General features: G+C 46.4%; 9 protein-coding genes. 2 read left to right on the top strand and 7 right to left on the bottom strand.

What is annotated here, in order from left to right; genetic code table 11:
• On the top strand, positions 1-2,752 hold a 2,752-nt coding region (locus HKN88_08000; protein ID NNC98002.1), incomplete at its 5' end, for an insulinase family protein.
• 508 nt (positions 2,753-3,260) lie between these two features.
• On the opposite strand, the gene HKN88_07995 is transcribed toward HKN88_08000, so the two are convergent.
• From HKN88_07995 to glyQ, 7 genes are all read right to left on the bottom strand, one after another.
• Positions 3,261-3,785, bottom strand: coding sequence for a transposase (locus HKN88_07995; GenBank protein ID NNC98001.1), 525 nt, complete (start codon positions 3,783-3,785; stop codon positions 3,261-3,263).
• 366 nt (positions 3,786-4,151) lie between these two features.
• Positions 4,152-4,580, bottom strand: a complete 429-nt coding sequence (locus tag HKN88_07990) for a GNAT family N-acetyltransferase (protein ID NNC98000.1) — start codon at positions 4,578-4,580, stop codon at positions 4,152-4,154.
• Positions 4,577-5,377 (bottom strand): 1-acyl-sn-glycerol-3-phosphate acyltransferase, encoded by an 801-nt coding sequence (locus tag HKN88_07985; GenBank protein NNC97999.1) that lies wholly within the window; start codon positions 5,375-5,377, stop codon positions 4,577-4,579. Before HKN88_07985 ends, HKN88_07990 begins: the two co-directional genes overlap by 4 nt.
• 11 nt (positions 5,378-5,388) lie before the next feature.
• Positions 5,389-6,192 carry a 1-acyl-sn-glycerol-3-phosphate acyltransferase gene (locus HKN88_07980; protein ID NNC97998.1) on the bottom strand — a complete coding sequence of 268 codons (804 nt, stop codon included), beginning with the start codon at positions 6,190-6,192 and terminating at the stop codon, positions 5,389-5,391.
• A gap of 7 nt (positions 6,193-6,199) precedes the next feature.
• Positions 6,200-6,760, bottom strand: coding sequence for a D-glycero-beta-D-manno-heptose 1,7-bisphosphate 7-phosphatase (gmhB, locus tag HKN88_07975; protein ID NNC97997.1), 561 nt, complete (start codon positions 6,758-6,760; stop codon positions 6,200-6,202).
• Between the two features lie 20 nt (positions 6,761-6,780).
• The gene (locus HKN88_07970) at positions 6,781-8,886 is read right to left on the bottom strand and encodes a glycine--tRNA ligase subunit beta (GenBank protein ID NNC97996.1); all 2,106 of its coding nucleotides are present in this window, start codon (positions 8,884-8,886) and stop codon (positions 6,781-6,783) included.
• Positions 8,883-9,824: a glycine--tRNA ligase subunit alpha gene (glyQ, locus tag HKN88_07965; GenBank protein NNC97995.1), complete on the bottom strand. Its 942-nt coding sequence runs from the start codon at positions 9,822-9,824 to the stop codon at positions 8,883-8,885. The genes HKN88_07970 and glyQ overlap by 4 nt, the downstream gene beginning before the upstream one ends.
• Before the next feature lie 407 nt (positions 9,825-10,231).
• On the opposite strand from glyQ, the gene glnA reads away from it, so the two are divergent.
• Entirely contained in the window at positions 10,232-11,641 is a 1,410-nt protein-coding gene (gene glnA, locus HKN88_07960; protein NNC97994.1) for a glutamate--ammonia ligase, read from the top strand.
• The last annotated feature ends 582 nt before the right edge of the window (positions 11,642-12,223 follow it).

Below are 12,223 nucleotides of genomic sequence, written 5' to 3'. Positions count from 1 at the left end.
AGTAAGCAAAAAAGGCGATGAGATTGTAATCCCGTATGAAAAATACAAACTGGATAACGGACTCACGGTAATTTTGCATCAGGATAAGTCCGACCCCCTGGTACATGTGGATGTAACCTATCACGTGGGTTCGGCTCGCGAAGACATAGGCAAATCCGGATTTGCCCACTTTTTTGAACACATGCAATTCCAGGGTTCGGAGAATGTTGCTGATGAAGAGCATTTCAAGATCGTTTCCGAATCCGGTGGCACCTTGAATGGTTCAACCAATGGTGATCGAACGAATTATTACCAAACAGTTCCATCCAATCAGCTGGAAAAAATGTTGTGGCTGGAGTCGGATCGCATGGGCTATTTTCTGGATGCGGTCACCCAGGAAAAATTTGAAGTGCAACGTGAGACCGTAAAGAACGAACGTGGTCAGCGCTATGACAACCGCCCGTACGGTTTACTTTGGGAAAAAATTGGCGAGGCCATGTACCCGGAAGGGCATCCATATTCCTGGACCACCATCGGTTATCTGGAAGATCTGGACCGGGCCAACCTGTTCGATCTGAAAAAATTCTTTTTACGCTGGTACGGTCCCAATAACGCCACCCTGACCATCGGTGGCGACCTGGATGTGCAACAAACACTGCAATGGGTGGTGGATTATTTTGCCGATATTCCGGCGGGTCCGGAAGTCGATATGCCCAAGCCGCAACCCGGAAAACTGGAGGCCGACCGGTATATTTCTTATGAGGACAACATCAGTCTGCCATTAATTTATTTCTCTTTCCCGACCGTTAGTGCCAGACACACGGATGAAGCCCCGCTGGATGTGTTGGCGAACATTCTTGGAGGCGGTAAAACCTCTTTGTTATACAAAAACCTTGTCAAAAATGGCCTCGCTGTGCAAGCCAATGCAAGTCACCCCTGTTCTGAATTGGCCTGTGCTTTGTCACTCTTGGCCTTACCAAATCCGGCTTCCGGAAAAAATCTCTCGGATCTGGATTCAATCATTCGCGAGTCTTTGGCGGAATTTGAAACCCGCGGTGTCAACGATGACGACCTGCAAAGGGTGAAAGCCAGTATCGTCTCGGGCATGATCTATGGTCTGGAAAGTGTCGCCGGCAAAGTCAGTCAACTAGCGGCCTATGAAACCTATACCAATAACCCCGATTACATCAAGCAGGATCTTGAACGATATCAAAATGTTTCTAAGGACGATGTGTTACGTGTGTATAAGCAATACATTAAAAACAAACCTGCCGTGATCTTGAGTATTGTACAAAAAGGCAAACCGGACACGGTCGCCAAGCCCGACACCTATGTGCATCAGGCGCGGACTATTCCAAAGAGCGAGAATACCAAAGAGTCCGATCTTGAATATCGTGTACCCAACAGTCGCGTTGATCGCAGCAAACGCCCGGTCGCCAGTGGTAACCCAAGCGTGAGTTTGCCAAAACTGCAACGCGGTAAATTGGAAAACGGAATAGCCTTGCTAAGTGCCGCAAATGATGAAGTGCCAACCACGGCGATCAGTTTCCGGATCAACAGCGGTCATCGTGACGATCCTCTGGATAAAGTTGGTCTGGCTTCTTTCACTGCCAGTATGTTGAATGAAGCGACCACCGAATCTTCCAACGAAGAATTAAGTAATCGGTTGCAAAAGCTGGGTTCCAGTGTGAATATCTTTGCGGGTACCGATTACACTACCGTATCGATCAAAAGCCTGACCGAGAACCTGGACGAGACACTGGATATTGCCGCTGAAAAACTTTTCCAGCCGGCATTTGCCGAGGCCGATTTCAAGCGGGTTAAAGACCAGACGCTGGAGTCGATCGAGCAAGGCAAGAAGCAGGCGGCCCAAACAGCCTCCAATGTGAATCGACATATTTTATATGGCAAGTCCAACAGCTTGGCCTTTCCAGCCATTGGCATTACTAAATCCGTAGAGAACATTAGTCTTGCCGACGTTAAAAACTTTTATGCCATGCGCTTTTCACCAAAGATTGCCGACATTATCGCGGTTAGTGACCTGAGCCAAAAAGAGTTGATCGCCAAACTGTCGGTGTTTGCCAAATGGCAGGGTGGTGATGTGCCTGTGACCGCTCTCAAGCCATTCCCTGACTACGACAAATCCAGTATCTATTTTGTGGACAAACCAGCGGCGGCGCAATCCGAAATTCGCCTGGCCAAACGTGCTCTCCCCTATGATGCAACCGGAGAATACTATCGTGCCGGATTAATGAATTATGCTCTGGGCGGTGCGTTCAACTCGCGTATCAATATAAATCTGCGTGAAGACAAAGGTTACACCTACGGCGCGCGTTCCGGCTTTAATGGCAGTAAGGAATATGGCTCATTCAGTGCCGGAGCCGGGGTACGCGCTGACGCAACCGCGGCGTCCTTGACCGAGTTTATTAATGAGATCAGTGATTACCACGCCGATGGCATTACCGCCGATGAGCTGGAATTCACCAAAAACTCCATTGGACAGCGTGATGCGCGCAGTTATGAGACTCCAAGCCAAAAATTACGTTTCTTGTCACGTATTCAAACTTATAATCTACAAGATGATTTTGTTGATCAGCAAAAAGAGATCCTCGAAAACCTCACCGAAGAAGAAGTGGATGCCTTGGCAAATAAGCACTTGAATCTTGATGAGATGAATATTGTGATCGTTGGTGACAAAGCCAATGTGATGGAAGAATTAAAAGCCTTTGGCTATCCGATCGTGGAAGTCGATGCGGAAGCGAATCCATTATAAGCAGGATTTTTTAGCTAGACACAAAAGGCTCCTGCGGGAGCCTTTTTTGATTCTGTTTGTAGCAACATCACCAGTAAATTGACCTTATTGCATTGCCTTGGTGGGTAAATTGGAAATTTTCCCACCCTACAGCCTAATAATTCATTCCATGTAGGGTGGGAAAAACTTGTTTTACCCACCAATGTACATAGTTACGGTAAAGAAATATCTTTGATCCTTATGTTCGACTTCTGTTTTATTTGACGTTATCGCCTTGCCCTGGTGGGTAAATTGGAAATTTTCCCACCCTACATCCTAATAAATCATTCCTTGTAGGGTGGGAAAAACTCGTTTTACCCACCGCTGTACATAGTTACGGTAAAGAAATATTTTTGATCTTTTTGCTCGACTTCTGTTTTTTAACATTATTGCCTTGCCTTGGTGGGTAAATTAGGAATTTTCCCACCCTACTGCTTATAAATTTTTACATGTAGGGTGGGAAAAACTTGTTTTACCCACCATGCGCATCTCATTCTCCATATTGACCTTCAACAACTTTTGAACCCCAGTCTTTTGACAAATTGCCTTCTTCAATGAAACGATGGAAAGAAGAGTGCGGCCAATCTTCAACTTTTTGAACGAGTCCATGTTTAACGGGGTTGTAATGAATATAATTTATATGATTTTGTAAGTCAGTTTCATTTCGTATTTGATGTTCCCAAAAGCGTCGTTGCCAAATGCCTTTCTCGCCTTTTTTAAATTTGCTATAAGTGCGAGAGTCTGTCGCTGTAAAATTTCTTGAGAAATTAGCTTTTAATATTCTCCAACGTGACGAATAATCAACATCGTTTTTCGGGAGCTGCCATATCGCATGGATATGGTCAGGTAGCACGCAGATGGCAATCGTTTTAAAGGGCTTTAGTTCTTGAACCCGTTTATAGGCATTGCGAAGTTTTTCTATTTCTGCAACGAGTAATTTTGAATTGCGGTCAGCTAGATTTGTTGTAAAGAAATAATAAGCGCCACTTGCTCGACTTCTTCGGTAATTTGACATAATTGCATTGCCTTGGTGGGTAAATTGGAAATTTTCCCACCCTACATCCTTATATATTATTCATTGTAGGGTGGGAAAAACCCGTTTTACCCACCGATGTACATAGTTACGCTAAAGAAATATTTTTGATCCTTTTGCTCGACTTCTGTTTTTTTTTTTGACATTTTTGCTTCGCTTTGGTGGGTAAATTGGGAATTTTCCCACTACAGCCTAGTAATTCATTCCATGTAGGGTGGGAAAAACTTGTTTTACCCACCAATGTACTATGTAATACAGAAATATCATTCTTTAATAGATTCATATTCTTTCATTTAAGACATTTTTTTAGTTATTGCTTCGCCTGTGTCAAGAACAGGGTTTGAGGAATTAATCCAGTTCCCATTCGTAGAGCAGAAAATTTTGTGGGTCTTCACCGTCAGGCACAGAACCAAAACACATCTTGCCTGAGAGATTATTTTCATCAGTGCCCAACCAGGCGTAAACGCAACCGCGCTTTTCTGCCTCAGCGATTAATGCCTGCACTAGACGGCGCCCGATACTCTGGCGGCGATGGCTTGGCGCAACGCCTACCTCATTGATCCACAGCTGTGCGGGCTTATCCGGATGAAAATATTCCACCGCTGAAGCCATACCCACAACGGTTTCCTGGTCAATCGCCAAAAACATGACATGTCGCGGGTCATTGATAAAAGCACTCAGGTATTCGGACTGAATGGCATGGTCAAATACTTCCTGCGCCAAATTATCCAACAGCGCAACACTGGATTGATTAAGTTGGAGTATCTTTATACTCATGAACTTTTTTTGGTCTGAAAATTCCCGCCGTCATCATCCAGTTGCAGGCCTGCATAATAGTCGGCGAGTTTTTTATATTCCGGGAAATTCTCGCGCATGGTGGTTTCCATCCAGGTGCTCGCTTGTTCCAGCATTTCATCCGCGCTTTTTCCATCCGGCATGATCGGTTCACCGATGATGACTTTAATTTTACCGGGATTCACCATTAAGGTTTTTTTGCCCCAGAATTCACCGGCATTATGTGCAATGACGACCAGGGGAACGCCGGCTTCTTTCGCCAGCAAAGCGCCACTTTTACCAAAGCGCCGGGTCCGTCCGTACATCATGCGGGTGCCTTCCGGAAAAATAGAAACCCATAAACCGTCGCGTAAACGTTCGGTACCTTTTTCAATGACTTGCTTCACTGCCGAGGTACCACTGCTGCGGTCAATGTCGATCATTTTTATTGATTTCAAGGCATGGCCAAATAAAGGAATGGCCATAAGTTCGCGTTTTAACACGATTACAAACTGCGGCACGATCCGGAAAATAGTAATGGTCTCCCAGGCCGACTGGTGCTTCATGTAAACAACACTGGCAGTATCGGGCAGGTTCTCTTCGCCAACAATTTCATATTTCAAACCCGTTACCCAGGACAAAACATAATGTCCGACATGCGAATAGGCTTTGGCAAATTTATATTGAACCTTGTGCCCAAAGGGCATTGTCAATACAACCAACAAGCAATTTATCGCTATGTTGGGAATAATGATCAAACCGGCAATGGTAGAGCGCAGTATAGTAAATGCTTTATTCATAAATTCTCGGTTTATTTTTTGCGGCTGTCTTTAAGCTCACCTGCAGTATCCTGGTCACCGCGTGCTTTGTAGTAGGCGGCTTTTTTAGAATACACCGGACTGATCTCGCGCATGGTGCTTTCAATCCAGGTTTTGGATTCCAGGGTAATTTCATCTATGCTTTTATCTTCAGGGTCGATGGCTTTACCAATCACAACTTGCACCTCACCGGGACACATTAACAGGTTCTGGCGACCCCAGAATTCACCGGCGTTGTGTGCGATCGGCACAATTTTATGCCCGGTTTCTTTGGCAAGATAGGCGCCACTACGACCGTATTTTCGTGTTTTGCCTATTGGCATTCGGGTGCCTTCCGGAAACAACATAACACTAATGCCATTGTCCAAACGCTGTCTGCCGATATCAATTATTTGCTCGACCGCTGAACGCCCGCCCTTGCGATCAATACCAATGGCGTCAATGGCGCGTAAGCCCCAGCCAAAAAAAGGCACATACAAAAGTATTTTTTTGAACACCCAGGTATGCCGCGGCATGTAGTTTTGCAGTATATAGAGCTCCAGTATGGACTGATGTTTGGACCAGAATACACAGGTTTCATTGCGCGGGATATTTTCAGAACCCGTCACACGGTAGGAAATTCCGGCGACATACTTGAGCGAAAGCATGACAGCATCGGTGTAACGATCCACAAAATACCATTGAACCTTTCGCCCAAACGGGTAGGTGATGATTACCAGGCTGCCAAACACCACCGTGTGGACGGCGAGCAATAGTTTGAAGAGTATCGAGCGAAGAAAAATAATGACTTTTTGCATAAAGTAATTACTCCTCTTGATCAGAATCTGCCAAGAGCTTGTTCGCAAAGTCTGCCAAGTTACTGTAAACCGGGATCCGGTTTTGTTCGATCACAGGGTGGTGCAAAGTTTGTGCGCCTTTTCCGGTTTTGACCAATACCGGTTTAGCTTTAATTACACGAGCGGCCAACATGTCGGTGATCTTGTCACCTACGTAATACGAGCTTTCCAGATCTACCGGATGTTCCAATGCCAGCTGCAGGAACAGACCGGGCTGTGGCTTGCGACAGGCGCAATGGTCATCCGGATGGTGCGGGCAGTAATAAATGGCCTGGATATCACCACCCAGTTCCGAGACCGCACGGTACAGATAGGAGTGCATGTCGGCGAGGGTTTGTTCATTATACAAACCGCGCGCAATTCCGGATTGATTGGTAATAATAAACACGGGCCAGCCGGCTAAATGCAGATCCGCAATGGCCTGGGCACTACCCTGGATCAGGGAAAACTCCTCCAGAGTTTTAATATAAGTCGACGAGTCATGATTGATGACACCATCTCGATCCAGAATGACAGCAGCTCTTTGCATTACAAAATCTTGACACCGGTTTAGTCAGCGCCACTCAACTCCAGTTGGGCCAGGTCTGCAACGCCGGACGAAAAACGGTGAAAATCTTTTAACAGGTTTAATCGATTCTCTCGCTGGGTTTGATCTTCGGACATCACCATGACCTGGTCAAAAAAGTTATCAATCGGTTCACGCAAGCGTGCCAGACGCAATAGCACATCGGTGTAACGTTTGGCATTTAGCAAGCCGTCTATTTCAGTCTGCAAGGGTGCGAGTGATTGATGTAAGGCGTACTCGGCTTTTTCACTGATCTTGTTGACTTTGATCGGGGGTAATTTTTGAATTTGTGTTGCATTCTTTTTCAGGATATTGGATACACGCTTGTGTGCAGCAGCCAGGTTGGGGGCGGCCGGAAGTTTGGTAAAGCTTTGTAGGGCATGCAGGCGATGACGCATATCCAACGGGCTATTGGCCGAGCTGGCAAACACCGCAGAAATCTGGTCCTGACTAAAGCCCTGTTCCAGGAAATAACCACGTGCACGTTCTTGTAAATATTGGAAAATCTCGTCAATCAAAGTCAGATCAATAAATTGTTCGGGAAGTTGTTTAATGGCAAACAAGATCAGGTCGCGCAGATCAAGATCGTGTTCCGCTTCATTCATAATGCGCAGCAAGCCTAATGCCTGGCGGCGTAAACTGAAGGGGTCACGGGTACCACTGGGTTTTTTGCCAATTGAAAAAATGCCCACAATGGTGTCGAGCTTGTCGGCAATCGACAAAACCTGGCCGTAAATCCCGGCGGGTATGCGGTCACCGGAAAAACGCGGTTGATAGTGTTCGTCCAGCGCGTTAGCAACTTCAGCATGTTCATTTTGTGCAAGTGCGTAGTAACGCCCCATAACGCCTTGTAACTCTGGAAACTCACCGACCATGTCGGTTAACAGATCACATTTACACAGGCTTGCAGCACGCGACAGGTGCTGCAATTCAATGCCGGATTTGTCACCCAGGGCCTTGGCAATGAATTTGCTTAAGGCAGAAACGCGTTTAACCTTGTCGCCCAGGCTGCCGAGATCTTTTTGGAAAATGACCTTGTCCAGTTGCTCAATGCGTTGTTCGAGTGGTGTTTTAAGATCGGAGCGGTAAAAGAATTCAGCATCGGCAAGTCGTGGACGAATAACACGTTCATTGCCGTGTTTGACAACCGCCGCGTCTTTGCTCTTGATGTTACTGATGGTGATAAAGTTGGGTAATAATTTCCCCTCTGAATTGCGAACCGGGAAGTATTTCTGGTGTTGTTGCAAGGTTTCTATCAATACTTCTTCGGGCAGTTCCAGAAAACGCTGATCAAAATCTCCCACAACAGGAAATGGCATTTCTACCAGGGACGTCACTTCGTCGAGCAAGTCTTTATCAATCACTGCCTGTCCGTTTAGTTCCTCGGCGCTTGCCAAGACCTGTTCTTCAATGGACTTGCGGCGCGCGGCATAATCCACTTGCACTTCGCCTGCGTGCAGTAACAAATTCGGGTAAGCTTCGGCTTGCGGGATCGTGATATCTTGCGGCGCCATAAAGCGGTGACCGTAACTGATGTTTGATGCGCTCAGTCCGTAAAGCTCACAGGGAATTACCCGATCGCCCAATAACATCACCAGCCAATGCACCGGACGCACAAAACTGACATCGCGATCGCCCCAGCGCATGCGTTTGGGAATGGGTAATTGATCCAAGGCACTTTGTACAATACCCGGCAGCAGTGTAGTCGCCTCAACTCCGGGTTGTGTGCCGCGATACATCAAATATGTGCCTTTTTCGGTTTTTGTTTGTTGCAAGTCGATCACACTCACACCATTACTCTCGGCAAATTTCGTTGCAGCGATGCTTGGCTTACCCTCGGCATCAAAGGCGCGCTCAAGTGGCGGACCACGACGTTCGATGTCTTCATCGGCTTGTTGCAAGTCAAGACACTTCACCAATACGGCCAGACGTCTGGGCGTGGCGAACATACTGACATCCTCATGCGCTAGTCGTTCTACGGCTAATCCAGCCTGTAAGCCGAGTTTGAAGGCATGCGCCAGATCGTACAAAGCCTTTGGCGGCAGTTCTTCGGTACCGATCTCAATCAGAAAATGTGCTTTACCTGTCATGCGCTTTCCTTGATTGAAGGTGTATTTCTCGGCGCTAGGGGAAAATTTAATTTCTCTCTGCTGGCCAGATAACTCTCAGCAACCTGACGCGCCAGGGTCCGTACTCGCAAAATATAGCGTTGTCTTTCGGTAACCGAGATGGCGTGTCGTGCATCGAGTAAGTTAAACCAGTGTGAGGCCAGTATCACTTGTTCATATGCCGGAAGTGGAAGTTCGGCTTCGAGTAATTTATTGGTTTCGGTTTCTGCAGCATCAAATGCCTTGAATAATTCATCCACATTTGCCACTTCAAAGTTGTAACGCGATTGCTCAACTTCGTTTTGATGGAACACCTGATGATAACTGATCGCACCATTGGGTGTATCGGCCCAGGTGATGTCGTAAATACTGTCCACGCCTTGCAAATACATGGCCAAACGCTCCAGTCCATAAGTGATCTCGCCAGTCACCGGTTTGCATTCCAGTCCGCCGGCCTGTTGAAAATACGTGAACTGGGTAATTTCCATGCCATTCATCCACACTTCCCAACCCAGTCCCCAGGCTCCCAGGGTAGGGGATTCCCAGTTGTCTTCCACAAAACGAATATCGTGCACCAAAGGGTCGATGCCCAAACTACGCAGGGAGTCGAGATAGAGTTCCTGAATGTTGTCGGGCGATGGCTTTAGGCCAACCTGGAATTGATAATAGTGCTGCAAGCGATTGGGATTTTCGCCATAGCGACCATCGGTTGGACGTCTGCACGCCTGTGCGTAGGCCGAACACCATGGCTCAGGGCCAATGGCGCGTAAAAAAGTGGCCGGATGAAAGGTGCCTGCCCCCATGGGCAGATCCATGGGCTGCATGATCACGCAGCCCTGCTTGGCCCAAAATCGTTGTAAGCGGAAGATCAGGCTCTGAAAACTTTTTGGCGGGCTGGGCGATTTCTTGTTCTTGGCCATAAGTTATGGTTTCTATTGGAAAAATTAGCCCGACAGTATACCGCGTTGGGGTTGGTATTTCAGCTTTAAGCACAAGTCCGTAAGGACATAGTGCTTAATGCTTAAACAATCGAAGTTCACTGCGAGCATCCGCCATCGAGTTTTGAAGAATAGATACAGGAAGAATCAGATGGGCATTCAGGGTGCAAACCCGCAGCGAAGCGCACTCTGATAGTGCGCTCAGCGGCCGGCAGGGTTGAAAACATGGCCTTGCTGCTGGCTTTTACCAGCAATAACAAGGCACTAAAAAAACATTCGTGTGGAATCAGCAAATTGGCACGAAATCTGCATCGTATTGCTTTTTAAAAGCGCTACAATAGCGCACTGATTTTTAGTCATTTCCAGAAATTTTCACATAGGAGCCCACCATGTCCGCCGCGGATATTCTCAAAAAAATTAAAGACGAAGACATTCGTTATGTAGACCTGCGTTTTACCGACACCCGCGGTAAAGAACAACACGTTACCGTACCTTCACACACGATCGATGCCGACTTTTTTGAAGAAGGCAAAATGTTTGACGGTTCTTCGATCAATGGCTGGAAAGGTATTAATGAATCCGACATGATCCTGATGCCCGACCCGGATACCGCAGTTGCGGACGTATTTTCGATTGACGCAACCATTAACATCACCTGTGATGTGGTAGAGCCGGCCAATATGCAAGGCTATGAGCGTGACCCGCGTTCCATCGCACGTCGTGCCGAAGCCTATTTGCAATCCACCGGCATTGGTGACACCGCTTACTTTGGCCCTGAGAACGAATTCTTTGTTTTTGATGATGTGCGTTGGAGTACAGCAATCAACAATACCTCTTTCAAGATCGATTCCGAGGAAGGCGAGTGGAATACCGACAAGCACTTTGAAGACGGTAACATCGGTCACCGTCCAGGCATTAAAGGCGGCTACTTCCCGGTTCCTCCGGTTGATTCCCTGCACGACATCCGTGGTGCCATGTGTAATGCACTTGAAGAAATGGGTTTAAAAACCGAAGTGCATCACCATGAAGTAGCGACAGCCGGTCAGTGTGAGATCGGTGTCGAGTTCAACACCTTGGTGCGCAAGGCTGATGAAGTACAAACCCTGAAATATGTGGTGCATAACGTTGCTCACAGTTTTGGAAAAACCGCAACCTTTATGCCCAAGCCATTGGTAGGTGATAATGGATCCGGTATGCACGTTCACGCCTCCATCATGAAAGACGGCGTTAACCTGTTTACGGGTGACGGTTATGGTGGTTTGTCAGAAACGGCTTTGTATTACATCGGTGGCGTGATCAAGCACGCTAAAGCCATTAATGCGTTTGCCAACTCGTCAACCAACAGTTACAAGCGTTTGGTTCCGGGTTTTGAAGCGCCGGTGAAATTGGCGTACTCGGCACGTAACCGTTCGGCGTCTATTCGTATCCCGTTTATTTCCAACCCGAAAGGTCGTCGAATCGAGATCCGTTTCCCGGATTCAACGGCGAACCCATACCTCGCCTTTGCCGCTATCCTGATGGCAGGCCTTGACGGGATTAAAAACAAGATTCACCCAGGCGATCCGGCGGATAAAGACCTTTATGATCTACCAGCGGAAGAGTCGAGCGCTATTCCGGAAGTTGCTTTCTCATTAGAAGAAGCACTGAACGCACTGGATGCTGATCGTGAATTCTTGACCGAGGGCAATGTTTTCAGTAATGACGCAATTGACGCGTTTATCGAATTGAAAATGGAAGAAGTTACCCGCTTACGCATGAGCACCCACCCGGTTGAATTCGATATGTATTACAGCTCCTGATCGCATCGCAATCCTGATTCGCTCGGGATTGTTTGCATCACAAAAAAACCGACCCGGTTTCCTGGTCGGTTTTTTTGTGTGTTGAGAAACATTTGCAAATGCATTATGGCCGTTAATCAATCATCCATATTCTGTGTGCAAGGCATGTGAATAATCAGTTGAGTTAATGAGATCGCGGGCCATTGGTCCTGATACTAAAAATTACGATTTGACATAATAATCTTACATTCGCTTTTTCCCCGGTCATTACTAATACAAAAGACCTCAATGCAATGTTCAATTCGTATTTAAATTCTTGTATTTGTTAAAATTTTCCTGTATCTTCGGAGAATAATTTATCAAATGTCACAAATAGTTAATTGACATTGACCATAATAAATATATATAAAAAATATATAAATATAGTTTAGTAAAACTAAACATACAGCGTATAAACATTATTATTATAAATTGCTCATATTGCACTCTTGCACTTCTGTGTAAAGACCGGCATTTATCGTGCGAAATAAATAGATAAGCAGATTTTTATTAAATGAAACAAAAATCGCCCAACAATAAAATAGCCTCACTTACTTTGCGAAT

This window comes from Gammaproteobacteria bacterium (assembly GCA_013001575.1).
Taxonomy (GTDB): Bacteria; Pseudomonadota; Gammaproteobacteria; order Steroidobacterales; family JABDMI01; genus JABDMI01.
This window is presented reverse-complemented; position numbering and strand designations above follow the sequence as displayed.

What these genes read in the sequence shown, in the direction of transcription:
- glnA (NNC97994.1), top strand. Translation starts at nt 10,232, where the DNA reads ATGTCCGCCGCGGATATTCTCAAAAAAATTAAAGACGAAGACATTCGT.
- glyQ (NNC97995.1), bottom strand. Translation starts at nt 9,824, where the DNA reads ATGGCCAAGAACAAGAAATCGCCCAGCCCGCCAAAAAGTTTTCAGAGC.
- HKN88_07995 (NNC98001.1), bottom strand. Translation starts at nt 3,785, where the DNA reads ATGTCAAATTACCGAAGAAGTCGAGCAAGTGGCGCTTATTATTTCTTT.
- gmhB (NNC97997.1), bottom strand. Translation starts at nt 6,760, where the DNA reads ATGCAAAGAGCTGCTGTCATTCTGGATCGAGATGGTGTCATCAATCAT.
- HKN88_07990 (NNC98000.1), bottom strand. Translation starts at nt 4,580, where the DNA reads ATGAGTATAAAGATACTCCAACTTAATCAATCCAGTGTTGCGCTGTTG.
- HKN88_07985 (NNC97999.1), bottom strand. Translation starts at nt 5,377, where the DNA reads ATGAATAAAGCATTTACTATACTGCGCTCTACCATTGCCGGTTTGATC.
- HKN88_07980 (NNC97998.1), bottom strand. Translation starts at nt 6,192, where the DNA reads ATGCAAAAAGTCATTATTTTTCTTCGCTCGATACTCTTCAAACTATTG.
- HKN88_07970 (NNC97996.1), bottom strand. Translation starts at nt 8,886, where the DNA reads ATGACAGGTAAAGCACATTTTCTGATTGAGATCGGTACCGAAGAACTG.